The 25,890-nt window shown below is 42.2% G+C and carries 25 protein-coding genes, 1 tRNA gene, 2 other RNA genes and 1 pseudogene; 17 read left to right on the top strand and 12 right to left on the bottom strand.

Annotated elements, in window-relative coordinates; genetic code table 11:
* From Q0E08_RS08240 to Q0E08_RS08190, 11 genes and pseudogenes are all read right to left on the bottom strand, one after another.
* Nucleotides 1-368, bottom strand: a pseudogene (locus tag Q0E08_RS08240) (hypothetical protein); the annotation flags it as partial.
* Between the two features lie 77 nt (nt 369-445).
* Nucleotides 446-795, bottom strand: a transfer-messenger RNA (tmRNA) gene (ssrA, locus tag Q0E08_RS08235).
* A gap of 21 nt (nt 796-816) precedes the next feature.
* Nucleotides 817-1,278, bottom strand: a complete 462-nt coding sequence (gene smpB, locus Q0E08_RS08230; protein WP_288527941.1) for an SsrA-binding protein SmpB — start codon at nt 1,276-1,278, stop codon at nt 817-819.
* Between the two features lie 21 nt (nt 1,279-1,299).
* Nucleotides 1,300-1,899, bottom strand: a complete 600-nt coding sequence (recR, locus tag Q0E08_RS08225) for a recombination mediator RecR (protein ID WP_294778639.1) — start codon at nt 1,897-1,899, stop codon at nt 1,300-1,302.
* Between the two features lie 23 nt (nt 1,900-1,922).
* Nucleotides 1,923-2,267, bottom strand: coding sequence for a YbaB/EbfC family nucleoid-associated protein (locus Q0E08_RS08220; RefSeq protein ID WP_290906225.1), 345 nt, complete (start codon nt 2,265-2,267; stop codon nt 1,923-1,925).
* Between the two features lie 19 nt (nt 2,268-2,286).
* Nucleotides 2,287-3,978, bottom strand: coding sequence for a DNA polymerase III subunit gamma/tau (dnaX, locus tag Q0E08_RS08215; RefSeq protein WP_294778638.1), 1,692 nt, complete (start codon nt 3,976-3,978; stop codon nt 2,287-2,289).
* 45 nt (nt 3,979-4,023) lie between these two features.
* Nucleotides 4,024-4,123: signal recognition particle sRNA small type (gene ffs, locus Q0E08_RS08210), an RNA gene on the bottom strand.
* Nucleotides 4,124-4,197: 74 nt separating this feature from the next.
* A complete protein-coding gene (locus Q0E08_RS08205) occupies nt 4,198-4,704 on the bottom strand; it encodes a flavin reductase family protein (protein WP_294778637.1) in 507 nt (168 codons plus the stop codon).
* 128 nt (nt 4,705-4,832) lie between these two features.
* Nucleotides 4,833-5,888, bottom strand: coding sequence for a fibronectin type III domain-containing protein (locus Q0E08_RS08200; protein WP_294778636.1), 1,056 nt, complete (start codon nt 5,886-5,888; stop codon nt 4,833-4,835).
* A 211-nt stretch (nt 5,889-6,099) separates the two neighbouring features.
* Complete coding sequence (locus tag Q0E08_RS08195) at nt 6,100-7,749, bottom strand: PASTA domain-containing protein (protein ID WP_294778635.1); 1,650 nt, start codon at nt 7,747-7,749, stop codon at nt 6,100-6,102.
* A 60-nt stretch (nt 7,750-7,809) separates the two neighbouring features.
* The gene (locus Q0E08_RS08190) at nt 7,810-8,502 is read right to left on the bottom strand and encodes a JAB domain-containing protein (protein WP_294778634.1); all 693 of its coding nucleotides are present in this window, start codon (nt 8,500-8,502) and stop codon (nt 7,810-7,812) included.
* A 112-nt stretch (nt 8,503-8,614) separates the two neighbouring features.
* On the opposite strand from Q0E08_RS08190, the gene Q0E08_RS08185 reads away from it, so the two are divergent.
* The 13 genes from Q0E08_RS08185 to Q0E08_RS08125 all read left to right on the top strand — a co-directional run bounded on the left by Q0E08_RS08185 (nt 8,615) and on the right by Q0E08_RS08125 (nt 20,616).
* On the top strand, nt 8,615-10,534 hold the full coding sequence (locus Q0E08_RS08185) for a glycoside hydrolase family 127 protein (protein WP_294778633.1): 1,920 nt from the start codon (nt 8,615-8,617) through the stop codon (nt 10,532-10,534).
* A gap of 92 nt (nt 10,535-10,626) precedes the next feature.
* Nucleotides 10,627-10,702: transfer RNA gene (locus tag Q0E08_RS08180), tRNA-Asn, on the top strand.
* Nucleotides 10,703-11,132: 430 nt separating this feature from the next.
* Nucleotides 11,133-11,390 (top strand): TIGR03905 family TSCPD domain-containing protein, encoded by a 258-nt coding sequence (locus Q0E08_RS08175; RefSeq protein ID WP_294778632.1) that lies wholly within the window; start codon nt 11,133-11,135, stop codon nt 11,388-11,390.
* Nucleotides 11,391-11,414: 24 nt separating this feature from the next.
* On the top strand, nt 11,415-13,340 hold the full coding sequence (locus Q0E08_RS08170) for a hypothetical protein (protein WP_294778631.1): 1,926 nt from the start codon (nt 11,415-11,417) through the stop codon (nt 13,338-13,340).
* A gap of 2 nt (nt 13,341-13,342) precedes the next feature.
* A complete protein-coding gene (gene lepB, locus Q0E08_RS08165) occupies nt 13,343-13,939 on the top strand; it encodes a signal peptidase I (RefSeq protein WP_294778630.1) in 597 nt (198 codons plus the stop codon).
* Between the two features lie 234 nt (nt 13,940-14,173).
* Nucleotides 14,174-15,187 carry an inositol 2-dehydrogenase gene (gene iolG, locus Q0E08_RS08160; RefSeq protein WP_294778629.1) on the top strand — a complete coding sequence of 338 codons (1,014 nt, stop codon included), beginning with the start codon at nt 14,174-14,176 and terminating at the stop codon, nt 15,185-15,187.
* 15 nt (nt 15,188-15,202) lie between these two features.
* Nucleotides 15,203-17,056, top strand: a complete 1,854-nt coding sequence (iolD, locus tag Q0E08_RS08155; RefSeq protein WP_294778628.1) for a 3D-(3,5/4)-trihydroxycyclohexane-1,2-dione acylhydrolase (decyclizing) — start codon at nt 15,203-15,205, stop codon at nt 17,054-17,056.
* A gap of 18 nt (nt 17,057-17,074) precedes the next feature.
* Nucleotides 17,075-17,974 carry a myo-inosose-2 dehydratase gene (gene iolE, locus Q0E08_RS08150; RefSeq protein ID WP_294778627.1) on the top strand — a complete coding sequence of 300 codons (900 nt, stop codon included), beginning with the start codon at nt 17,075-17,077 and terminating at the stop codon, nt 17,972-17,974.
* 33 nt (nt 17,975-18,007) lie between these two features.
* Entirely contained in the window at nt 18,008-18,367 is a 360-nt protein-coding gene (locus tag Q0E08_RS08145) for a hypothetical protein (protein ID WP_294778626.1), read from the top strand.
* Between the two features lie 163 nt (nt 18,368-18,530).
* Nucleotides 18,531-19,109, top strand: coding sequence for a translation initiation factor IF-3 (infC, locus tag Q0E08_RS08140; protein WP_294778625.1), 579 nt, complete (start codon nt 18,531-18,533; stop codon nt 19,107-19,109).
* Between the two features lie 24 nt (nt 19,110-19,133).
* Nucleotides 19,134-19,331: a 50S ribosomal protein L35 gene (rpmI, locus tag Q0E08_RS08135; RefSeq protein WP_078768793.1), complete on the top strand. Its 198-nt coding sequence runs from the start codon at nt 19,134-19,136 to the stop codon at nt 19,329-19,331.
* 34 nt (nt 19,332-19,365) lie between these two features.
* Complete coding sequence (gene rplT / locus Q0E08_RS08130) at nt 19,366-19,719, top strand: 50S ribosomal protein L20 (protein WP_078768792.1); 354 nt, start codon at nt 19,366-19,368, stop codon at nt 19,717-19,719.
* 123 nt (nt 19,720-19,842) lie between these two features.
* A complete protein-coding gene (locus Q0E08_RS08125; RefSeq protein ID WP_294778624.1) occupies nt 19,843-20,616 on the top strand; it encodes a YdcF family protein in 774 nt (257 codons plus the stop codon).
* 183 nt (nt 20,617-20,799) lie between these two features.
* Here the strand turns inward: Q0E08_RS08125 and Q0E08_RS08120 are convergent, their stop codons facing one another.
* Nucleotides 20,800-21,990 carry a glycosyltransferase gene (locus Q0E08_RS08120; protein WP_294778623.1) on the bottom strand — a complete coding sequence of 397 codons (1,191 nt, stop codon included), beginning with the start codon at nt 21,988-21,990 and terminating at the stop codon, nt 20,800-20,802.
* 142 nt (nt 21,991-22,132) lie between these two features.
* Here Q0E08_RS08120 and hprK point away from each other — a divergent pair, with 142 nt between their 5' ends.
* Genes hprK through rapZ form a run of 4 tightly spaced genes read left to right on the top strand, consistent with a single transcriptional unit; the run spans nt 22,133 to nt 25,881 of the window.
* The gene (gene hprK / locus Q0E08_RS08115) at nt 22,133-23,098 is read left to right on the top strand and encodes an HPr(Ser) kinase/phosphatase (protein ID WP_294778622.1); all 966 of its coding nucleotides are present in this window, start codon (nt 22,133-22,135) and stop codon (nt 23,096-23,098) included.
* 36 nt (nt 23,099-23,134) lie between these two features.
* Nucleotides 23,135-24,079, top strand: a complete 945-nt coding sequence (locus Q0E08_RS08110) for an ROK family protein (protein WP_294778621.1) — start codon at nt 23,135-23,137, stop codon at nt 24,077-24,079.
* A gap of 18 nt (nt 24,080-24,097) precedes the next feature.
* The gene (murB, locus tag Q0E08_RS08105) at nt 24,098-24,997 is read left to right on the top strand and encodes a UDP-N-acetylmuramate dehydrogenase (RefSeq protein WP_294778620.1); all 900 of its coding nucleotides are present in this window, start codon (nt 24,098-24,100) and stop codon (nt 24,995-24,997) included.
* Between the two features lie 20 nt (nt 24,998-25,017).
* Nucleotides 25,018-25,881 carry an RNase adapter RapZ gene (gene rapZ / locus Q0E08_RS08100; protein WP_294778619.1) on the top strand — a complete coding sequence of 288 codons (864 nt, stop codon included), beginning with the start codon at nt 25,018-25,020 and terminating at the stop codon, nt 25,879-25,881.
* The last annotated feature ends 9 nt before the right edge of the window (nt 25,882-25,890 follow it).

The raw sequence follows: 25,890 nt of genomic DNA, 5'->3' as shown, positions 1-25,890 counted from the left end.
GTTGCACCGACAGGGATTTGAGAAAAGTCGCTTGATACTGCCCACATATCTGCCGCACATAAAGCACAGTGAGCAGAACCTCTTGAACCTGTAACAGCTTGATATACATCTGCAACCCAAGCCTGACAGTAACCCGAACGGGCAGAAATACCGTATTTTGCCGAGTTTGTCGCTACTGCAACGATTTTCTTCTGCGTGTCATTGACCGTTTCGTTTGAAAAATCAAGGTCTTTAATGTCAATACCGCTACCACCCGATACTCCGCTGATGTTGTAAATAAGCGACGCCCAAAGCTTGTTGTTTTTGTCACTCATCAATTCGGCTAAATATTTCTTTTGCGTATCATTAAACGAGTAAGAATTAGCCATATCATCGGCAGTCTTATATGCGGTTTCGATTACCTTTTTGTTATAATAAAAAGACACCTCTAACAAGGTGTCTTTTTTGGTGGAGATGGCGGTAATCGAAACCGCGTCCGAAACCGGATTGCCAAGGGCTCTACGAGTGTAGTTTATCGTTTGGGGTTCCCCTCACGCATCGGCGACAAACAGCCTATACGCTACGGTAACTTCTGATTCCTGATGAGAGCCGAAGCACTCTCTCATTCATGTTCGCCACTAATCGACGCCCTCATCCAATCCGTGGCACTATCGGTGAGAACGGAAGGGTGCTTACGCAGCCTTCAAAGAAACTGTATTATTGTCAGTTAATTTTAAAGTTGTTACTTTTAAAGCGGTGCAACTCCGCTACTCGCTGATCAAGGTTTTCCGACCCCGTCGAAATCCTTTCATCCCCGTATATTCAAGTGCCGAGCACTCAATATCGTTCTTTAAACTCTCGTTCAATCGTGCGGTTGGCGTCTTTTTTTGCCTGAACGGCACGCTTGTCATAGAGTTTTTTACCTTTGCAGAGCCCGATTGACAACTTGGCTCTGCCTTTTTTGATATATAATTCAAGCGGGATAATCGACAATCCCTGCTGTTGACTTTCGCCAAACAACTTCATAATCTCTTTTTTGTGGAGCAAAAGTTTCTTTTTGCGAAGCGGGTCACGATTGAAGCGGTTGCCCATCTCGTACGGTGATATGTGCATACCGATAACGAACATCTCGCCGTCATCAACACTGCAAAAGCTGTCTTTCAAATTAACTCTGCCCGCACGGATTGACTTAATCTCCGTGCCGAAAAGTTCAATGCCTGCCTCGTATTTTTCCAAAACAAAATAGTCGTGATAGGCTTTTTTGTTGGTTGCAACTGTGTTATTTTCTTTTTTCTCCAAGCCTGTCACTCCTTTTCTTTGTTAAATTACGCTTCTGCCCTCGATTGCCCTTGAAAGTGTAACCTCATCGGCATATTCAAGGTCTGCACCGACAGGTACGCCGTAAGCAAGTCTGCTGACCGTGATGCCCATAGGTTTGAGCAATCGGGATATATACATAGCGGTTGCCTCGCCCTCAACGGTCGGATTGGTTGCCATAATAACTTCCTCAACCTCACCGCTTCCGAGCCTTGCAATAAGTTCTTTTATGCGTATTTGGTCGGGGCCGATATTGTCCATCGGCGAAATTGCACCGTGGAGCACATGGTATGTACCCTTGTATTCGTGCGTGCGTTCAATCGCCACAACATCTCTCGGGTCCTCAACAACACAAATAACGCTTTTATCTCTTGTTTTGTCCTTGCAGATAGGGCACAAATCATCATCGGCTAAATCACAACAAATTTTGCACTGCTTGATTTTTGTGTGAGCGTCGGTGATTGCCTTTGCAAACTCCTGTGCCTGTGAATCGGACAAGCCGAGAACATAAAACGCCATTCGCTGTGCGGTTTTGTGGCCGATGCCCTGCATCCGCTCAAATTGGTCTATTAAATTTTGAAGCGGAGCAAGATTGTACGCCATAATTATCCTCTTGTATTTTCAGATTAAAGTCCCGGAATGTTAAGTCCGCCGGTTACGGAATTGAGTTCTCTTTCGGCTTCCTCGTCGATTTGACGGGTAACTTCGTTAAGAGCGGCAACAAGCATATCTTCAAGCATTTCTACATCTTCAGGGTCAACAACCTCCGGATTGATGCCGATTGCCTTAACTTCGTGATTGCCGGTCATGGTGATTTCTACCATTCCGCCGCCCGAAGTAACAACATATTCCTTTTGCTCAAGTTCAACTTTTTTTGCTTCAATATCTTCCTGCATTTTTTGAGCCTGCTTGAGCATTGCCTGCATATTCTGTGGGCCTCCGCCCATACCTTTTGGAATTCTTGCTTTCATAATATTCTCCTTGATTAAATTACTTAAATTCGATATTAATTGAATTCTGTGCCTGATTGATTAAATCCTCAAGCGGGTCACGCTTTGGTGCGGATTGCTCCGCTTGACGCTTGAAAAGTCCGAGCTTGTAGTGAACACCCGTTACTTCAAGCAAAGCCGCCTTGATGGATTTTGAATGAATCGGCAGCTTGATGAAATCTCTTACTGCCGGATTCGGACTGTCAAGCAGGAAAAACTCGCCTCTGACATAGCCTTTTGAACCGCTCAGCACGCCAAACAGCGGAATGTTTGTCCTGTGCAAAACATCCATAAAATTGCCCCACTGTGTAAATTCCACGGTTTCGTTTGGATTTGCAGCAGGCTGTGCCGATCTGTGCTCAACAGGCGGAGTTTCAACAACCGGTTGTTGCTCCTGAACAGGCGGTTCTTCCTCAACGGGAGTAGGTTCGGGTTCGGGAGTCGGCTCAGGTGTCGGCTCTGCCTTTGGTTGTGGCTTTGGTTCTTCCTTCGGCACATATTCTTCTTTTGGTGCAGGAACAGCAGTTTGCGTCGGCTGAACCTTTACACCGCTTTTAATTGCGTTTTCAAGTTTTGAAATTCGGTCGAGAAGGGAAGCGATACTCTCGTCCATTTTTGGCTCACAGAGTTTGATGAACGCCATTTCAACTTCAATTCTTGCAGATGCACCGCCTTTTATTGTCACCAATGTGTTTTGAAACAGGTCGAGTGCAAAAACAATGTTTTCAACGGTAAAGTTTTTTGATGCTTCCAAAATCGTATTGTACTCATCATCCGTGCAGATAATCAGTTCTCGGCTTTTACGCACGGTTTTCGCAACAAGGAAGTTACGAAAATGATTAATCATCTCAACGCAAAGTCGCTCCATATCAAAGCTGTTTTGGTAAAGGTCGCTGATAATCGACATCGCCGTGTTGCTGTCGCTGTTTGCAATGCAATCGGACAGCTTGTACATAGCCTCTCTGCCGGCAAGTCCCGCAACTTCGGACACCAAATCCGAATTGATTTCCTTGCTTCTGCCTGCACATTGGTCGAGAATGGAAAGACCGTCACGCAACGCACCGTCTGCAATTCTTGCGATAAGCACAGCCGCATCATCATCAAGGCTGAGTCCCTCAAGACCGGCAACCTCTTTCAGTCTTACCGCCATGGTTTCGGGCTGAATTCGTTTGAAATCAAACCTTTGACAGCGAGAAAGAATTGTGGCAGGGAGTTTGTGCACCTCGGTTGTTGCAAGGATGAATATTACATGTGCCGGCGGTTCTTCAAGAGTTTTGAGCAAGGCATTGAATGCCCCTGTTGAGAGCATATGCACTTCGTCGATAATATATACTCTGTATTTTCCGCGGCTCGGAGCGTAATTCGTTTCGTCACGAAGTTCACGAATATTGTCAACGCCGTTGTTTGAAGCGGCGTCTATCTCAACAACATCATAGATTGAGCCGTTGTCGAGTCCTTTGCAAACCTCGCATTCGTTGCAAGGCTCACCGTCAATGTTGTGCTCGCAGTTAACAGCCTTGGCAAGAATTTTTGCACATGTGGTTTTACCTGTTCCGCGAGAACCGGTAAACAAATATGCGTGCGACACTCTGCCGTTTTTGATTTCGTTTTTAAGTGTGGAGGTAACATGGTCCTGTCCGTAAACATCGGAAAAAACCTTTGGCCTGTATTTTCTGTACAAAACCTGATACATATGCTTACCTCCTTAAATGATTAAATGCTTTTACGCCCTCAACGTAACGTACAGACTTGTCTGAGGCACACAGAATAATCCACTTATTGCTGCTCGGTTCCCCGCCTGACAAGGTTCGTAGCATCCTGTCGCACAGGGCCCATACGCTACGCTGAAGGTGTAAAAGCACCTCTGTCTTGTTATTATACAATAAATAATATAATAAATCAATAATTATTTTTATTCTTTAACAAGAACCTTTTCGATTGCTCCGTAGTAAATGTTGTGATAATCTTTCTCCGGATACCATCTTTCATCAACGGTTTTGTCTATGAATTGTGTCGGCTCAAATTTGCCCTTGGCTGTTTTTCTGCAAACAAGAACAAGCTTTGCTTCCTCAAAATACGGTGCTTTTTCGTCAAATACTGGAGTTATTCCGGCTTCCTTTGCCTTGTCTGTATCTCTGCCGCTCTTTGAACCGCACACGCCGTGAATTTGATTTTTGAGTTCGGCAGGATAAAAGCTGACTGTGAAATAATCGTTTTTATCAACAAACTGCTCCGTGTATCTCTGCGGGCGGATATAAACAGTTGCTGTGTCAACACCCCAAAGTTCACCGACTGCACCCCATGATACAGTCATTGTGTTGTAGCCGTCTTTATCGCCTGCGGTAACAAGTGCCCACTGCTTTGCAATAAGGTCAACAACATTCTCCTTGACCTCGCTGAATTCAATTTCCTTAAACATATATGTCACCTCATTAATTATATACATTATATAATAATATTATAACACAAAACGAAGTGTTCGTCAAAACGAGTTTAGTCCATTTCAAAAACGAACAGCCCTTCAAAATTGAAGAGCTGTGTGTTGATTTACAACGAATATCTTTCTATTTTAACAATATCGCCGCTAAACTGTTCAAGATTGCCGTAGTTGCCGATAATGCCCGACGGAATCTTTTCTTTTTCAACATAAAATTCCATAATGTCACTGTTTTTTACTGCATACTGATGGTTACTGTCGGTATGCTTGTTTGATTTTTGGTCACAGAGAATAACTTTTATGGAGTTGCCTGTGGAAAAGGTTATGCGATATCTTGTGCCGATTGTACTGCCGTAGAATGAGCCGAGGGCAACACAGTAATAATCTCCTATCATACGGATGCCGGTTTCTTCGTCTGTATAGCATTCTTCGGAATTGAGAAGTGCATATTGAGGAGAACCCTTTGCGGTTACCGCCGTATAATAAGCATAGGTTTTTGTTGCACCCGATACATCCGGAAGTTCCATATTTTCGGGAATGTCCGCAGCTACAATGTCGCTCACTCTGTCTTTGTGAGCCGAAATCATTTTTGTTTTGTATTGATATTGCTCGTTTTCTTTTACATCGCTGTCAACAAAGGAGGTTGTGCCTTTGATAACATCGATTTTGTTAAAGTGTTTGCCGTCATCACTTCTGTATACGGCAAATTTTGCTTTGTCGTAGGTGTTTTTTACGGCAAGTTCAACGCCGTCTGCCGAAGCGTCAATCACTTCAAGCTGTGGCTTGAGCGATGCTGTTTTAAAACTTACAATGCCGAGTGTTTCGTCATTAATGCCCGATGACACCATAATTTTGTAAGTTGTGTCGCTTTGCAAATTCTGTATTGCAATATCGGTTCGGTTAGTGGTTGCATATTCTTCAAAGTTATGCGTTACAGGGTTAAACATATATATGTTGTAGCCCAAGTAAATCTTGTCGCCCGACCATTTGATTTTTGCCTGAGTTTCACCCACATTTTCGGCTTTGATGTTAAAAACGCTTTTGCTTTCCGGTTTTATAATATCAAAGGTATTTTGTGTAAGCGGTGATTCTCCGGTAATAGCCGTTTTTGCTCCCGTGTAGTCCTGATGGAGCGAGCCTGCATATACAGGTGTTCCGACACTCATAACAATGATTGCAGTCATCACGGAAGAAATAATTTTTACTGATAGTCTACTGATAACAAAATCTCCTTTACAAACTTGTAATTTTTGTAACCTTTTTGTAACCGATTAATGTTATAGCAGATTTAAAACCGAAAGTCAAATTTTTTCGAAAATAAAAGACACAATCTAAAGATTATGTCTTTTAAAAGTATAAATATGATGTTTAAATCAATTATTCCGCAGAGTCTGTTGCGGCAGGAGCCGTTGTTGGTTCGGCTTCACCGTAGACCTGAAGAATAACTTCTTCGCCAACGGCGGCAAGTGTGCCTGCGGCAGGAGCAGATGCGTCGGTGTTTTTGACGGTGTTTGCAATATGAGTGCCGTCGTTGTACACCTCAACGGTGCTTACCTTAAATCCAAGGTCTTCAAGCTGTTTTGTGGCTTCTTCAAGCACCAATCCTCTTACATCGGGTACGGTTTGGGTTTGTATGCCCTTTGATACCGTTAAAATAATTTCTGTACCTTTGTCTACTGTTTCGCCGGCGGCAACGCTTTGCTTAAAAATAATGCCTTCTTCGGTATTTGCCGAATATTCACCTTGGAATGTAAACTTAAATTGTTCGTTCCACGCACCGTTGTTTTCAATATCGCTTTGTGTGTAGCCTACCCCCGAGAAGTTAGGCACCTGATAGGTCTTTACCGGGGCTGTTGTGGTTGTGTTGTCTTTTTCGTTGCCGATTAAGCCTGAAAACTGCACAACATAAACTGCGGAGGCAATAGCTGCGATTATCAAAATCACAAGTACAATAACAACGGCTTTACGCTTTTTGTCGCCTTTATTTTCGTTATATTCCGGATAGCCGCCTTTTGCACCTTTTTGATAAATATCTTCTTGTTCAACGGCTGCCTTTGCCTTTACGGTAGGTGCGGCATCAAGAAGCTCTCTGAAATCTTCAATGGTTTTAACTCTTTTTTCCGGATAGATTTGCAAGCCGCCGACAAGTGCTTTGATGACATGCATAGGGATTTTTTCTGCTATTGTGTTTGGAATCATCAGCTTGTCGTTTGCTTCTCTTGAAAGAGCCGACGGCGGATTTGAGCCGACAAGTGCTCTGTAAATACAAGCAGAAAAACTGTAAATATCCGTTGCGGCACAAATTCTGTGCTTGTTGTTATATTGCTCAAGGGCTGTATACCCATCGCTTTCGGTGAATTCAAGTGCGGTTGCTTGGTCGCTCGCCTCCGTAATAGGAAACGGTGTGAGATGAACCTTGCCGTCACGGCAGAGAACAAGATTGTCAGGAGTGATTGAACCGTGAACTATACCGTTTGAATGAAGTGCCTCAATTGTTGTGAGAACAGGCATAAACATAAGCCTTGCCGTGTCCCAAGGAATATGACCTTCTTCGTTTTTGAGCAGATATTCTCTGAGTGTAACGGATTCGGTATTTTCTATGATTGCATAGTATGTGCCGTTTTCTTCCGCAAGGTCATAAACAGGCACAACGGCAGACAAATTGTGCAACTTTTGCATGGTTGTCCACAAATTGAAAAATGATTTTTTGTATCTTGCAAATTCGTTTACAAATTTTTGGCGAACATGAAGTTCGTCGCTGTCATCAAATCTGTTTGCAATTCCTTTTGGAAAAAATTCTCTTATTGTAATGGGTTTGTCAAGCTGTCCGTCATATCCCGAATAGGTAACGGAATCGCTTTCAACCTTTAGGACATTGCCGATTACATATTTGTCGGCAATGGTTGTTTTTGTTTTAAGGTAAACGCTGTCGTTTTGTGTGTCGTTGTCGTAACCGCATTCGGCACAAACAGAGCCTTCTGTAAGCTCGTTCCAGCAGTTGGCACAAAGATTGTCAAAATCTCTCATTTGGTATCACTTCCGTATATAATTATCTATTATTTATAATATCAATATAGTTATGCATTGTCAATCAAAAATAAATGCATAATCTTCATCTGCCGCCATAGAAATTGCCTCGGTTTTGCTGACGATTATATGGTCAATCAGCTTTATTCCGAATTCTTCCATCCAGTTTGAAAGATTTATCGTAAAATTAATGTCCGAAAATGAGGCAACGCAGGTGTTTATTAAGTGGTTGTGTGCAACAAAAACATAGCTCGGCTTGTCGTCAATTATTCGTTTGGATATTTCCACAGGCATAACATTTGCAAAATTTGCCGTACCTTGTGAAATGTATTTTGCTTTTATTAATTTTCGTTTGCTGTCAAGAGTAACAAGCACCACTCTTTCTGTGCTTTGAAGCGACAGCATATTTCTTGAAAATTCAACAATGGATTTTGTGCTTGAAAAATCCGTTATCTGCTTGTTTTTTGCAAGTTCTGTTCTTTCTTTGATATGGTGTGCAAGCGACAGGTAAACAGCGGCGGATTCGGTAAGCTTATCCGTTTTCATAAGCTGCAAAGGTGAAAGGGCAAAGATGTTGCTGAGAGATGAATATTCCGACAAAAGGCTTTTTACGATTTCTTTGCCGTCACATTGTGGCAGTGATACCGTAAGTGCAGCTTCAAGCAGTTGTGAATCGCTCAAATTTTCGCTTCCCGCAATTTTGTATTGTTCTTTTATTTTTTTACGCAAAATTTGCAGTTCGCTGTCAGCCATATCCCTGTCTCCTTTTTCGGTATTGTTTTTAGTTTAACATTATTGTTCTTGCATTTCAAGTGTGCAAAGGCTATAATTTATATACATATTATATAGAACCGGTGAGTAACGTATGGATAAATGCTCGTTTTCAAATCATATCGATTTTAAAAATGTACACATAAATGATGACTTTTGGAGCGTTATGCAGAAAAAAGTGCGTGAAAAGGTGATTCCTTATCAATACGAAGCACTTAATGACAAAATTGAAAATGCCGAAAAAAGTTATTGCATAGAAAATTTTAAAAAGGCGAGTAAAGTCGTTAAGGCTCAAAAAAACGATAAATCTTTGCCCGTTTACCCTGTTGATAAGTGGCATTATGACGAAAGCAATTCGGACAAAAACGCTTTTCACGGCTGGGTTTTTCAGGATTCGGACGCTTACAAATGGCTTGAAGCCGTAGCTTATTCGCTGGCAACCGCTTGGGATGACGAATTGTACAACCGTGCCTGCGGACTTATTGAACTTATATGCTCCGCACAGTGCGACAACGGATATTTGGACACGCTGTATATTATTAATGACCAAAGTAAAATTTTTACAAATCTAAAGGATTTTCACGAGCTTTATTGCTTTGGACATCTTGCCGAAGCCGGTGTTGCGTTTTATTGTTCAACAGGTAACAAAATGTTGCTTGATGCGGCACTTAGGTTTGCCGATTTGATATGCGATGTGTTTAACGAAAACGGCAAAAGAGGTTACCCGGGTCATGAAATTGCCGAACTTGCACTTGTAAAACTGTATCGGGTAACGAAAAATGCAAAATATTTAAAAACCGCAGAGTTTTTTATAAACGAGCGTGGAACAAAGCCGTTTTATTTTGACAAGGAACGAAATATCAAAACAGACGGCAGTGATTATGTTTACAATCAGGCACATATGCCCGTGCGTGAGCAAAGCGAGGCTGTCGGTCATGCGGTAAGGGGCGTTTATCTTTACAGCGGTATGGCTGATGTTGCAAAGGAAGTTAATGACGAAAACCTTTATACTGCGTGTAAAAGAATTTGGAATAATATTACAAAAAAGAAAATGTATATTACAGGCGGTATCGGTTCAACCGTTGACGGCGAAGCGTTTTCGTTTGATTACGATTTGCCGAATGACCTTGCTTATTGCGAAACCTGTGCGTCAATCGGCTTGATGTTTTTCGGCAGAAGAATGCTTGAAATTTCGCCGAACGCACAAATTGCCGACACTATGGAGCGTGCTTTATACAACACAATTCTAGCCGGTATGAACGATGATGGCGACAGGTTCTTTTATGTCAATCCTTTGGAAGTTTTGCCCGAAGCTTGCAAAAAAGACAGCAGAAAAAAGCATGTCAAAGCCGTCAGACAAAAGTGGTTCGGTTGTGCCTGCTGTCCTCCTAATTTGGCAAGGCTTCTTTCGTCGATAGGCGAGTATTGTATAACTGAAAATGAAAACACGGTGTATGTTCATCAATATATCGGCGGAGAATTCAAAACCGGTGCGGCTGATATAAAAATAACATCCTCTTATGTGTCGGACGGCAGGGTGTGTATTGAAATAATTCCCAAAAAGTCGTTTGCCCTTGCTGTAAGAATACCTGCTTGGTGTGATGATTACAGTTTTTCTGAAAATGCAAGGGTTAAGGACGGCTATGCTTATTTTGACATAGCAAAACATACGGCGATTGAGGTTTGCTTTGCCGCAAAGCCGAAAATCATTACCTGTTCAAACCGAGTAAGAGAAAACACAGGCAAGGTTGCCGTAACAAGAGGTCCGTTTGTTTATTGCCTTGAAGAAGTTGATAACGGTAAAGATTTGCAAATGCTTCGTATAGACGCAAATTCAAAACCCGAATTTGACGGCGAAAAAATCATTGCAAAAGGTTTTCGTCAAAAAGCGGATGATGAGTTGTATTTTGAATTTAAAACACCTTGCGAAACGAAAACGGAGCTTGTTTTTGTACCGTATTACAGATGGGGAAACCGCGGCGAAAACGAGATGACGGTGTTTGTCAGATATTAAGTTCAAAAAAATTGCAAAAAAAATTTAAAAAAAGTCTTGACATCTCTCTCATAAAGTGATATTATGTGTAAGCACTCGAGAGAGAAAGACATTCCTCCTTAGCTCAGTCGGTAGAGCACTCGGCTGTTAACCGAGTTGTCGTTGGTTCAAGTCCAACAGGGGGAGCCACAAAAGACACACAACAGTGTGTCTTTTTTCTTTTGTTTGAACTGCCGATAAAGCCCCTGAAACACGCCAAAATATAATCGACCGAATTAGCCTCCTCTTATTTATAAGGGGAGGTGGCAACACGAAGTGTTGACGGAGGGGTTTAAAAATGCTGTAAGTATCAAACTTACAGCACTTTTGGCGTTTTCCGTTTTTTGCTCACAAGCGGTACAATCGTACAGCAAAGTTCGCAAGAAAACGAAATTCAGAACCTTTCTCAACAGTTCAATGAAATTAAAGGCTCAAAGGTTAACAGCCTATTATGTTATATACGGATAACTGTATCTAATGATTAATTTATATATTATTAACAATAAAGTGTATAATTGTTATTGAAATATTTCGTTTTGATATGTATAATAGTAATGATTGGAAAAAGGAGATTGATTAAATGGAAAAAATATATATTCCGTCGGGCGTATGTTCCCGACAGATTACCATAGATGTAAATGAAAAAGACCAAACTATCAATTCCGTCAGCTTTGTAGGCGGTTGCAACGGTAATTTGAAAGGCATTTCTTCTCTTGTAAAGGGCAGAAAAATCGATGAGGTAATCGATGACCTTAAAGGAATTGATTGCAATTTTAAGGGTACATCGTGCCCCGACCAGCTTGCAAAGGCACTTGAGGAAATAAAAAAAGAACTGTAAAACATATAACTAAAGGGGATTTGTATGTTTAAATTAACAAGTAACAGACTTAAAAGAGAGTTTAAAATTACAGATGAAAAATTCTATGCTTCTCAAATAAAAAACACATATTCCGGTATGAATTTTGTGCCGGACGGCAACGGTACGGAGTTCGTTGTTCATTTTGCGGACGGAAAAGAGCTGTCCTCTAAGGGCTTGTCCGTTGAATACAGTGATTATGAGGATGACAAGCTTGTTTTCAGATTTGAAGAGAACGACGGCTTGCAGGTTACTTTGAAATATTGGGTGCATAAGGACGGCAACACCGTTTGCAAGCAGATTTTCATTGACCAAACGGATGACAGAGTTGTTGATTTTATTGAGCTTGAAAATATCGGTATAATCAATTCAAAAACTCATTTCGGCGTTGATATTGTTGAGGGCGGCGAAATTCCTGCGTTTCATTCAATGCTCGGTCAGCCGATTTATATCGACAGTCTTTTCTTCGGCTGTGAATTCCCGGCTACCGAAAACAGAATTCTTCACGGCAGTGCCACAATCAGATATTTTGTCGGCAAGCCGCTCGGCAAAGGATTTGAATGCCCCGTAACCGTTATGGGCGGCGGTAAGGATAATACATTGCCGTCTGTTCGCAAGGCTTTTTATGAGTATATCGAGTCAATCAGCGTGCCGGCTCCGCTTCGCTTTCAGTACAACAGCTGGTACGATTATATGAAAGATATTACGGAGCAAAACATTATGACCTCATTTACCGAGGTTCACAAGCAACTCAGTCATTACGGTGCTCCGGAGCTTGCGGCGTATGTTGTTGATGACGGCTGGCCTGATGTTAAGGCAGGGTTTTGGTCGTTTAACAAAAAGTTCCCTAACAAGCTTACAAATGTCACCGCACTTTGCAAGGAAATGGGCTCAAAGTTCGGTTTGTGGCTCGGTCCTCGAGGCGGATACACCCGTCCGGATAAAATCGCAAAGCGTTATCAGCGTGCCGGCAACGGTTATCTTAATAAGGAAGCAAGGGATATTTGCGTTGCTTCAACAAAATATATCGAAAAACTCGGCGATTTCCTTGTTGAAACCACAAATGAGTTTGATATAGATTATTGGAAACTTGACGGCTTTTGCCTAAAGCCGTGCTTGAATGAAAAGCACGACCATATGGTGGGCGGTTATGAGGATATGTATTTCGCAACCGATATGTGGCAAAAATGGATTGCTCTTTATGACAAACTCCGTGCCGCCAAGCCTGATATTTGGATAAATATGACCTGTTATGTCAATGTTTCACCGTGGTGGCTTCAATGGGTCAACTCTCTTTGGGTGCAAAACAGCGGCGATATCGGCTTTGCAAAAAATCTTGAAAATCAGGCACAGGTAGACAAGGAAATTACCTATCGTGACGCAAGATATTTTGATTGCCTTTGCACTCGTGCACTTCAAATTCCGCTTAAAAATCTCTATAATCACGAGCCGATTTACGGCAACACCGCACATGTTGATTATACCGATGAAGAATTTGAAAAGTACATTTATTGGTGCACGGTAAGAGGTCAGGCTCTTAATGAACTTCATTTGTCCGTTAATATGATGAACGAGAGCAAGTGGACTTCTCTTGCTGCCGCTATGAATTGGCAAAAAGATAATTATCACATTCTTCAAAACGCTCAGTTTATCGGCGGAAATCCTGAAGAAAACAATATTTACGGCTACATTTCATGGGACGGTGATGATGGCGTAATCGCACTTCGCAATCCTACGGATGAGGAAACTTCGCTCACTCTTACACTCAACAAGCTTATGGGTGCACCTGAAGATTTGCAGGGTGCAAAACGCTTTAATGTTTATTGCAAGTCGCTTGAAGAAACCGACGAAACCTATGCTTACAATTCAAAAATGAATTTGGTTATGAAGCCGTTTGAAATTATGATTTTTAAAATCGGTAAGGAAAAATAATTATGAGTAAAAAAGTAAAAACAACACCCGATGCAGAAGTTAAGGAGGAGGAAACCCCAAAATCCAAATTAAGAGAGATTTTGGAATTCCTTGCACCTATCATTATTGCGCTTATCGTTGCAATGATTCTCAAATATTGTATATTTGCAAATGCGGTTATCCCTACGGGCTCAATGCTCAACACTATCCAAAAGGGCGACCGTGTTATCGCAAGCCGACTTGAATATAAGTTTAACGAGCCGGAAAGATTTGACATTGCGATTTTCAAATATCCCGATAATGAAAAGGAACTTTTTGTAAAGCGTATTATCGGACTTCCGGGCGAAACGGTCAATATTGTTGACGGCACGGTTTATGTAACCGGCACGGACGGCAAAACAATGCAACTTCGTGATGATTTTGTGTCGCCTGAAAACAAGGATAATTACAACGGAACCTTTGTTGTTCCCGAGGACAGCTACTTTGTAATGGGCGACAACCGTGACAATTCCGTTGATTCACGGTATTGGACAACAACAAATTTTGTATCCCGTGACAAATTCATAGGCAAGGTTATGTTTAGGTATTACCCGTTCAACACCGCCGGAAAATTAGAATAAATATAATAATAATGTAAAAGGGACAGGATTGCCTGTCCTTTTTATTATTGCAAATTGATTTTTAAAATGTCCTTTCAATAACAGTGAATTTTGTGTATTATTACTATGTTATTGTGCCTAATTTTGTATATTATTATATTAGCTATTTTATTGAAAATGACTATGCTGTGTGATAAAATAAATTTGATATGTGCAGGGGATACTCTGCCAATTTAAACTAAAGGGGTATTAGTTATGCAAAAACTAAAAGTGGGCATTATAGGTGCCGGCAGAATCGGACAGGTTCATGCAAAATCAATTACTTATCACATTCCGCAGGCAGAGATAGTTGCCATTTCGGACATTTATGTTGACGGAGCAAAAAAGGTTGCCGCAGATTTGGGCATTCCAAACGCTTACGAAGATTATCACGAAATTCTTAACAATCCGGAGATTGAGGCTGTTCTCATTTGCTCATCAACGGATACACACGCCGATATTGCGGTTGAAGCGGCAGAGGCAGGCAAGCACATTTTCTGCGAAAAGCCTGTTGATTTGACGGTTGCTAAGATTAAAAAGGTTATCGCCGCTGTTGAAAAAGCGGGGGTAAAGCTCCAAATCGGCTTTAACAGAAGATACGACCATAATTTTGCCGAAATCAAGCGTCTTGCAAATGAGGGCAAACTCGGCAATCTTCAAACAATTAAAATTACATCCCGTGACCCTGAACCTCCGGCAATTGAGTATGTTAAGGTTTCGGGCGGTATCTTCCTTGATATGACGGTTCATGATTTTGATATGGCTCGTTTTATCGGCGGCGAGGTAGAAGAGGTTTACGCAAACGCTACCGTTATGGTTGACCCGGCAATCGGTGAAGCCGGAGATGTTGACACGGCACTTGTTGCACTCAAATTTAAGAGCGGTGCTATCGGTGTTATTGACAACTGCCGCAAGGCTTGCTACGGCTACGACCAAAGACTTGAAGTGTTCGGCTCGGGCGGTCAGGCTTCCGCAGCAAACGACACACCTACAAATGTTTCCTATATCAATGATGACGGCAACCGTACCGACAAACCGCTTTATTTCTTCCTTGAAAGATATATGCAGTCGTTTACAGATGAAATGACAGAATTCATCAATGCCGTTCAAAATGATGTTCCTACAAAAACAACCGTTAACGACGGTTTGGAGGCACTTCGCCTCGGTTTGGCGGCTAAACTTTCTGTTGCCGAACACCGTCCTGTTAAACTTTCAGAAATTGAATGTTGATAACGGGGTGACGGTATGAAACGAGAAAGACTCACAATGGCACAGGCCCTTGTTAAGTTTCTTGACAATCAGTACATAGAAGTTGACGGAGTTGAATCAAAATTCGTAAGCGGAATTTTCGGTATTTTCGGTCACGGCTGTGTAGTCGGAGTCGGTCAGGCACTTGAACAGGGCGGCCATAACTTAAAATTTTATCAGGGCAAAAACGAGCAGAATATGGCTCTTGCCGCTGTTGCTTATGCAAAACAAATGGATAGAAAGGCAATTATTCCTTGCGTTTCGTCCATAGGTCCGGGTGCAACTAATATGGTAACAGCCTGCGGCTGTGCAACGGCAAACAGAATTCCGCTTCTTGTTCTGCCGGGTGACACCTTTGCCTGTCGTCAACCCGATCCTGTTTTGCAGCAGGCAGAATTTTTTGACAATTACGGCAGAACCGTAACGGACGCATTTAAGGGCGTTTGCCATTATTTTGACAGAATTATTCGTCCGGAGCAGCTTATGACGGCTTGTTTAAACGCTATGAGAGTGCTCACCGACCCTGCCGACACAGGTGCGGTTTGCCTTGCAATGCCTCAGGATGTTGAGGGCGAGGCATATGATTATCCGGAGCACTTCCTTCAAAAACGAGTTTGGCATATTGACAGACGACCTGTAAGTGCTTCACAGCTTGACCGTGCAACACAGATGATTAAGGCGGCTAAAAAACCGATTATCGTTTGCGGCGGCGGTGTAAGATATTCAGGTGCCGAAAAAGAACTTCAGGCTCTTGCCGAAAAATACAACATTCCTGTGTCCGAAACTCAGGCAGGCAAGGGACTTATTGCGTGGAATCATCCGCTCAATTTGGGTGGTATCGGTGTAACGGGCGGCAAAGCCGCTAATGTTATCGGCAGAGATGCGGACCTTGTTATCGGTGTCGGCACAAGATTTACGGATTTTACCACTTCGTCAAAGTGGCTGTTTAACGAGGACAGAAAGGTTCTCGGCATAAACATTTGCCCGTTTGACGCATACAAAATGGATGCTCAGGCAATCGTTGCCGATGCCAAGGAAACCTTGACGGCTCTTATTGAGTCGCTTGACGGATATAAGACCGTATATACAACCGAAATTGCAGACGCCAAAAAAGAGTGGGACGCTATTGTTGACGAATATTATTCAACCGAGCTTGAGGGCGGACTTAATCAAACTCTTGCACTCGGTATTATCAATGAATTTATGAGCGAGGGCGACATTGCACTCGGTTCGGCAGGCTCACTGCCGGGCGATATGCAAAGACTTTTCAGACCTAACGGCACAAGAACTTATCATATGGAATACGGATATTCCAATATGGGTTACGAGGTCAACGGTGCACTCGGTGCAAAACTTGCAAAACCCGAAGCAGAGGTGTACACCTTCTGCGGCGACGGTTCGTTCCTTATGGGGCACAGCGAACTTTATACAGCTATTCAAGAGGGCTTGAAAATTAATATCTGCCTTTTTGATAATCTCGGTTGGGGCTGTATCGAAAATTTACAAAACAATCAGGGCACGGATACTTTCGGTACCGTGTTCCGTGCAAGAAATCCAAAAACAGGTATGCTTGACGGCGGCGAAATTGCTGTTGATTTTGCAAAAATCGCAGAGGGCTACGGTGCAAAGGCATACACAATTCGCACTTCTGCGGAATTAAAAGCGGCTCTTGAAGATGCCAAAAAGCAGGATAAAACCGTTTTGTTCGACATCAAGGTGCTTCCGAAAACCATGACACCGGGCTTTGAATCGTGGTGGAGAGTAGGCGTTGCCGAAGTGTCAAAGAGCAAGAGGGTTGCCGAGGCGTATGATGATATGCAAAAGCACATTGCACAAACTTTTGATTATTAATATTAAGGAGAACAAAAGATGCTTAATCCTAACAAAGTAAAATTGGCTATTGCACCGATTGGTTGGACAAATGATGATATGCCCGATTTGGGTGCGGAAAACACTTTTGAACAGTGCATTTCCGAAATGGCACTTGCAGGCTTTAAGGGCAGCGAAATCGGCAACAAATATCCGTCCGACCCGGATGTGCTCAAGCATTATCTTGATATAAGAGGACTTCAAATTTGCAATGCGTGGTTCTCGTCATATCTCACTTCAAAGCCTTATGAGGAAACTATCGAGGCTTTCAAGGCTCATTGCGACAAGCTCCATAAGCTCGGTGCAAAGGTTATCGGTGCTTCCGAGCAGGGCAATTCAATTCAGGGCGATTTGACAAAATCAATCCTTGACGAAAAGCCGTATTATACCGATGAAGAATGGGCAGTTGTTGCCAAAGGTTTCAACGAAATGGGCGAGTATGCAAAAAGCAAGGGTATGTATTTCACCGTGCATCATCATATGGGTACAGGTGTTCAAACCGTTGAAGAAATCGACAAGCTTATGGAACTTACAGACCCTGAACTTGTGTATCTTCTTTTTGACAGCGGTCACCTTACATTTGCAGGTATCGACCCTGTTCCCGTGCTTAAAAAGTATGTTGACCGAATCAAGCATGTTCATCTTAAAGATGTTCGTCTTGATGTATATAACAACGAAGTTGTGCCAAATCATATGTCGTTCCTTGATGCAGTAAGAGCAGGTGTATTCACTGTTCCGGGTGACGGAGATGTGGATTTCAAGCCGATTTTTGATATTCTTGCCGAAGCCGATTATGAGGGCTGGGTTGTTGTTGAAGCAGAGCAAGACCCTGCAAAAGCAAATCCGTTTGAATATGCCGTAAAGGCTCGCAAATATATTGCAGAAAACACCGGGCTGTAAATTTCTTTGAACAAATGAACAGGAGGGGTAAATATGGAAGATTATAACAATCAGTATTATCAACCTAATCAAAATCCAAACCAACCGCCGTATCAACAACCGTATCAGCCGCAATATCAGCAACCGATATATCAACAGCCGTATGACCCGACAACAGAGGTTATGAGCATCGGCTCGTATATCCTGATGTTCGTTCTTTCGGCAATTCCTGTTGTAAACATCATTTGTTGGATTGTTTGGCTTGTCAGCCCAAACACAAACAAAAACAAAAAGAACTTCATTTGGGCACAAATCATTATGGTTGTTGCCGCATACGCTTTGGTGATTGTTTTAGCCACAACAACCGGCTTGGGAGTAAACTATCTCAGTAATATAATGATTGCGTTGTTGTAAAAATAAAACGCTGTAGGCTTTTGTCTTACAGCGTTTTTTCTGCCGAAAATATTTGTAAAGAAAAAGTCTTGACATTCGGCTTGCGATATGTTATATTATTTGCACAACAAAGCAGAGCGTATGTTCTCCCCTTCAGCGTGAAGTAAAAAGGGCAATAATTTTTATGATTATTGGGTACAGGCGTTTTGCGTTTGTACTTATTTATTTTTTTAAAGAGGTGTTTTTTATCAGCAAAGATGCTCCACAGCTTAACGGCGAAATCAGGGATAAGGAATTAAGAGTAATTTCTGACACGGGCGAACAATTGGGCATTATGAGCGCAAAAGAGGCACAGGCTCTTGCTGACGCAAAGGGCGTTGACCTTGTAAAAATTGCTCCTATGGCTAAGCCGCCGGTTGCAAAAATTATGGACTATTCAAAATATCGCTATGAGCAAACTAAGCGTGAAAAGGAAAATCGCAAGAAGCAAAAGACTGTTGAAACAAAGGAAATCAGACTTTCGCTCAACATCGACATCGGCGACTTTAACACAAAGGTTAACCAAGCTCGCAAGTTCCTTGCAAAGGGCGACAAGCTCAAGGTGTCTATCCGCCTTCGCGGCAGAGAGATGGCTCACCCTGAACTTGGTGAAACCAATATGCAAAGATTTGCCGACCAACTTGCAGATGAAGCAAATATTGATAAAAAACCAAAGCTTGAGGGACGCCAAATTCTTATGTTTATGTCCCCAAAGACAAAGTAATTAATTTTAACGGAGGAAATAACTATGCCAAAAATTAAGACACACAGCGGCGCTAAGAAGCGTTTTAAGACAACTAAGAGTGGCAAGGTAAAGAGAGCTCACGCTTACACTTCACACATCCTTACTAAAAAGACAACAAAGCGCAAGAGAAATCTTCGCAAGACAGCAGTTGCCGATGTAACAAATCAGAAGCAATGCAAGAGACTTGTTCCTTATAAATAAGAAGAACGATTAAAACTTACGGAGGTAATTAACAATGGCTAGAATTAAAGGCGCTATGGCGACTCGCAAAAGAAGAAAGAAAGTATTAAAAGCAGCTAAGGGCTACTATGGATCAAAGCACACCTTGTTCAAGACTGCTAAACAAGCAGTAATGAAGAGCGGTCAGTATGCTTATATCGGCAGAAAGCAAAAGAAGAGAGATTTCAGAAGAATTTGGATCACTCGTATCTCTGCAGCAGCGAAGATGAACGGTATGAACTATTCAACATTTATGAACGGCCTCAAGAAGGCTGGCATCGACCTCAACAGAAAGATGCTCTCAGAAATCGCTATTGCAGACCCTGCAGGTTTTGCAACACTCGTAGAAGCAGCTAAGGCAGCACTCTAATTTATAAGATTTAAAGCACTCAAAACGGGTGCTTTTTTCTTTGCCGAATTCTTTATAAAATCTTAACTATTTCTTTGTTGACTATATGCCGTTTGGGTTGATATAATAAAATCGGTGATAGATATGAAGAAAAAAATTGTTAAATTGCTTATTATCCTTGTCGCTATGGTGACAACGATTTTTTACATAGGCCCGCTTGTTACAACGGGTGAGCACAGCATAGGTGTGCTGTCGGGTTTGGGAGTTGCGGCTTTGCTTTTTCTGTATGTGCTGTTTTTTGACAAAATCAATAACGGCGTTAAGAATTTTAATTCCAAAAAATCGGGCAAAATCATAACATCCCTTGTTTGCATAGTGCTTGCGTTGGGTATAGGCGTGGGCGGATTTGCGTTTGGCAATGTTGTTGCTCACAGCAAATCAAACGAAAAAAATACGGACTATGTTATAGTCCTCGGCTGTATGGTCAGGGGCGATGAGCCGGGCATTTTTTTGCGTGGCAGAATCAACAAGGCTTATGAATATCTTACAAATCATCCCGAGTCAAAGGCGATTTTGAGCGGCGGACAGGGCAACGGCGAAAATATTTCCGAGGCACAGTGTATGTATAATGTACTGTGCGAAAAGGGCATTGAAGCAAGTAGACTGATTATTGAGGATGAGTCAACCTCTACAAAGGAAAATTTTGAAAATTCGCTGTCTTTACTTAAAAAAAGCGGAGTGAATATTGACGAAATTACCGTTGTTACAAACGATTTTCACGAATATCGTGCATATGAATTTGCAAAGCGAAACGGCGTGAGTGCGTATTCGTATTCAAGCAAAACCCCGTGGAACGGCTATATGCCTTTTGCCACTCGTGAGGCAATCGCAGTGGTGTACCAAATATATATTAAATAAGCAATTATTAAATAAGCAATTTTATAAGACATCCGCATCGGATGTCTTTTTTTATCGAAAAAATTTATTTAATAAAATTTCGTGGTGTACTCTGTCAGAGTATAGATTTGGTGCTTTGTATATGGTAAAATATAAGGTTTTGGTGCAAAAAGAGGACACACATATTTTGTGCGTCCTCGGTTTTTAATATTCGTATTTTGGGTGTGGAACCGATTTGAATTTGTCAATTACAATTTTATATCTTTCGTAGGCATTTGCAATGCTTTCGTCCCAACTGATATATATATTGTTGCGTGCGTTAATTCCGACACGGCTAAGCAAATCTTTGTTGTCAATAACATTTTCAATCGTTTTGGCAACGCTGTGTGAAGATTCAAGGCAAAGAAAGCCCGTTTCGCAATCAACGATACCCTCGCTTGCACAACTGTCCCTTACAACAATCGTAGGCGTTGCCGAAGCCGCAGCTTCACGCACAACAAGTCCGTTTGTGTCAAATATAGACGGAAACACCTGCAAATCGGCGGTGCCGTAGTACATTTGCAGTTCGGTTCTGTCGAGAATCTGACCGGTGAAAATTACCTTGTCATTCAGTCCGAGTTTTGCACAAAGGCGTTTGATTTGCGTTTCTTCAGGCCCCATACCTATCATTATCATTCTGAAATCTTTGCCGTTGCCCTTGAGAAGTTTGCAGGCCTCAAGAATAATTCTGATGTTTTTGTACCACATCATTCTTCCCACAAAAAGTAAAACAGGTACATTTTGCGGAATGTTGTGCTTGCGTCTTATCATAGCTTTCATATCGTCTGTGGTGTCAAATTTAGGCAGATCGCAGCCGTTTGGCATAACTGCAAAATCACCTTCGTAGCCGATTTTACGCAGACTGTCAACAGTGCCGTGGCTTGTAACCCAAACTTCGTCTGCCGATTTGATATTGTTGAGCAAAAAGCCGTAAGCTCTGTGACGGATTGCCCAAATCGGAACTCTGCCTTCAATATCGTATTCATACTTTGTGTGATATGTTAAGATTTGCGGAATTCTGTGAATTCTGTTTACTCTTCTGTAAAAATAACTTGTCGCAATAGGACAATGTGAGTGCAGAATATCAAAATTTTTTGCAATAATATCAAGCGCAAATTGCTTTTTGAACGGCCAGCCTACGGGATAGCCCTCGCCGAAGGTGAACAGGCTTTGGTATCTGTAAATTTCGTACGGGTATTTGTAGTCCTCCTGATTGGGATTTTTGGGAGTTACTATAACCGCTTCGCCGTATTTTTCGTTTATTACATCGGCATAGCATTTGGCAACCGTGCTTATGCCGTCGATAGTAGGCGGAAAAGCCTCTGTTCCGATTGCAATCTTGAGTGATTTATCCATAAGATTTTCTCCTTGTTTGTGCTACAATTATAGCACAGTGTTTGATTTAAGTAAACTTATTTTTTGTTTTTGCAAACAGTTCTTGATTAATTTTTGAAGATAATATATAATAGAAAATGATTAAGCTTTAGGGGTGTGAATAATGGCTGAGCAGTATTATATAACCTTAAAAAAGATAATCGAGGATTTTGACCTTGAAATTATTCATCTTTTGCAACCCGCCGAGGATGTTCATATCGTTACAAACGAGGTCAACAGACCCGGTATTGTCCTTACGGGATATACGGATTATTTCGACCCGCTTCGTATTCAAATTTTGGGTTGGACCGAGCTTGGTTTTTTGCAAAATATGTCCGATTCGGAGCAAAAGGAAGCACTTGGCAAGTGGTTGTCGCTTCATCCTGCCGCAGTCGTTATTACAAGAGGGCTTGAAATTCCGCAGTGTATGATTGAAGCGTGCGAAAAATACGATGTTCCGCTTCTTAAAACCCAGCAGGAAACATCTCCGTTTTTGTCTGCCCTTATTGCAGAACTTAACCGTGAGCTTGCTCCGAGAATTACCCGTCACGGAGTGCTTGTTGAAGTTTACGGTGAAGGTGTTCTTATTGTAGGTGAAAGCGGTGCCGGTAAGAGCGAAACCGCCATTGAGCTTATCAAGCGTGGTCACCGACTTATCGCAGACGACGCTGTTGAAATCAGAAAGGTAAGCTACAACACCTTGGAAGGCTCGTCACCGAGTAATATCCGTCACTTTATTGAACTTCGAGGCATCGGTATTATTAATGCTCGCCGTATTTTCGGTATGGGTGCCGTAAAGCCTAAGGAAAAAATTGATATGGTTGTTCAGCTTGAAGAGTGGGACGCTACAAAGGCGTATGACCGTTTGGGACTTGACAATGAGTATACAAGGCTTCTTGAGGTTAAGGTTCCTGTTATCACGGTTCCGATTACCCCGGGCAGAAACCTTGCGGTAATTGTTGAAACTGCGGCTATGAATAATCGTCAAAAGAAGATGGGCTACAACGGTGCAAAAGAACTTATGCACAATCTTGGCATAGATGATGTTGAGCCTACCGAAAAAGAGCTCGAACTCTGGGCAAATTCGTAATTAATTTAAAAATTTTTGATATACAAGGGGAAAGTTATGTACAGAATTGGTATTGATTTAGGTGGAACAAATATTGTTGCGGCTGTAGTTGACGACAACTACAATATGATTGCAAAGGCAAAAACTCCTACTGCAATTCCTCGCACACCGGATGAGATTTTTGACGACATTGCAAAGGTGTCAAAGGAAGCAATGGCAGAAGCGGGACTTACTATCGCCGACATCAAGTCGGTAGGTATCGGCACTCCGGGTACGGTAAATGCAGAGGGTATTATCGAATATGCAAACAACCTCGGATTTGACCATGTTCCTGCAAAGCAAATGCTTATTGACAAACTCGGTTGTCCGAATGTTTATGTTGAAAACGACGCCAACTGTGCCGCTCTCGGCGAAGCTGTTGCAGGTTGCGGTCACGGTGCAAAGGATTTTGTTGCCGTAACTTTGGGTACAGGCGTAGGCTCGGGTATTATTATCAACGGCAAGATTGTTTCGGGCGCAAACAATGCCGGCGGTGAGTGCGGTCACACCGTTATCGTTGTTGACGGTGAACCTTGCACATGCGGCAGAAAAGGTTGCTGGGAGGCTTATGCTTCGGCTACCGCTCTTATCAATCAAACAAAGAGAGCTATGGAGGAATATCCTGATTCCGTTATGCACGAACTTGCAAAGGAAGAGGGCAAGGTTTCGGGCAGAACAGCGTTTGATGCAATGCGTAGAGGCGATATTGCAGGTATTAAGGTTGTTGACAAGTATTGCAAATATGTGGCTTGCGGTCTTATCAATCTTGTAAATATCTTCCAGCCTGAAATTATTTGTATCGGCGGCGGTATTTGCAACGAGGGCGAAACACTTTTGCGTCCTATCCGCAGATATGTAGAAAGCGAAAGATACAGCGTTTATTCAAAAATTCAGTCAAAGATTTGCAAGGCTGAACTCGGCAACGATGCAGGTATTATCGGTGCCGCAATTTTGGGCGACTGATTCATCGGGTGATGTCTTTTGAACAGAATTTGTGAATATGTAAAAAATGAGGGTATTTCTTATATCGAAAATGAGCCTATGGCTTTGCACACCACTTTTAAAATAGGCGGTCCGGCAAGGCTTGCGGTGTTCCCTAAAAATGAAAATGAAATATCCGAAGTTATAAAAAAATGTAAAGAAGGAAATGTCAGATATATGGTTGTGGGCAACGGCTCAAATTTGCTTGTTGCCGATGAGGGTATAGATGCCGTTGTTATCATTTTGGGCAAGGATTTCGGCGAAGTCAGGCTTGTTGATGATGATACGGTATTTGCCGAGGCAGGTGCTCCTCTTATGAAAGTGTGCCGTATTGCATTTGAAAACGGACTTTCGGGCTTGGAATTTGCTTACGGCATTCCGGGTTCGTGCGGAGGCGGAGCGTTTATGAACGCCGGTGCATACGGCGGAGAACTCGGTGATGTTATGTTCCGTTGCGACCATATTGACCAAGACGGTAATAAGGGATTTTTGCAGGGCGAAGCACTCAAACTTTCTTACCGTCATTCCGCTTATTATGACAACGGGTGTGTTGTTACCGGAGTGTATTTTAAACTCCGAAAGGCAGATAAAGAAGAAATAAAAGCAAAAATGGATGACTTTATGGGCAGAAGAAGGGACAAGCAACCGCTTGAATATCCGTCTGCAGGCTCAACATTTAAACGCCCGGAGGGCAATTTTGCCGGTGCTCTCATTGAGCAATGCGGACTTAAAGGTACAAGTGTAGGCGGTGCCGAGGTCAGCACAAAGCACGCAGGTTTTGTCATCAACAAAGGCGGTGCAACCTGCAGGGATGTGCTTGATTTGTGCCAAAAAGTTGCCGACACGGTAAAAGCCGAAAAAGGCGTTGCCTTGGAAATGGAAGTCAGAGTTACAAAGTAAAACGGGAGAACTATATTAAAATGAAAGATTTGGTTTTATTAACAGGTGTGTCCGGTGCAGGCAAGTCAACGGCAATGGGCTTTATGGAGGATATCGGATATTATTGCATAGATAATATGCCGGCGGAGCTTATCGGTACATTTATTTCGCTTATTGAAAAGTCGGATTCTTATAATAAAATTGCGATAGTTACCGATGTTCGTTCAAGGGGCGTGTATACCGAATTTCAAAAAAATGTTCAAAAACTTATGGACAGCAATGATTACACGGTAAGAACAATTTATCTTGATATTAAAAATCATGTTGCACTCCGCAGATATAAGCTTACAAGAAGAAAGCACCCTTATGCCGACAAATTTAACGGTTCTCTTGAGGACGCTCTTAATTATGAAAAGGAAATTCTTTCTCCTGTAAGAGAAAAAGCCGGCTATATTATAGACACTTCTGATTTGACTGCAAATCAGCTCCGTGAGCGTCTTGCTCAAATTCTTCTCGGTGACGATAAGGAAGTTATGAACCTTCATGTTATGTCGTTCGGCTTTAAACACGGTATTCCTGCCGATGCGGATTTTGTGCTTGATGTAAGATGCCTTCCAAATCCGTATTGGATTGAATCAATGCGAGATAAAACGGGTCTTGACCAAGAAGTTAAGGACTATGTTTTCAGTTTTGAAGAGGCTCACGAGATTTTTGAAAGACTCAAGAGTTTGCTTGATTATCTCAACCCTCTTTATATCCGTGAGGGCAAGAGTCAGATTGTTATTGCAATCGGTTGCACGGGCGGTAATCACAGAAGCGTTGTTTTTGCCGAAGCACTCAAGGATTACTTTTCTCGCAAGTGGGACAATGTAACCGTAAACCACAGAGATATTGACAGAAAATAACAGAGGTAC

This window comes from uncultured Eubacterium sp. (assembly GCF_934561735.1).
Classification (GTDB): domain Bacteria; phylum Bacillota; class Clostridia; order Oscillospirales; family Acutalibacteraceae; genus Eubacterium_R.
The sequence above is the reverse complement of the archived record's forward strand: the minus strand, read 5'-3'. Positions and strand labels throughout refer to the sequence as shown.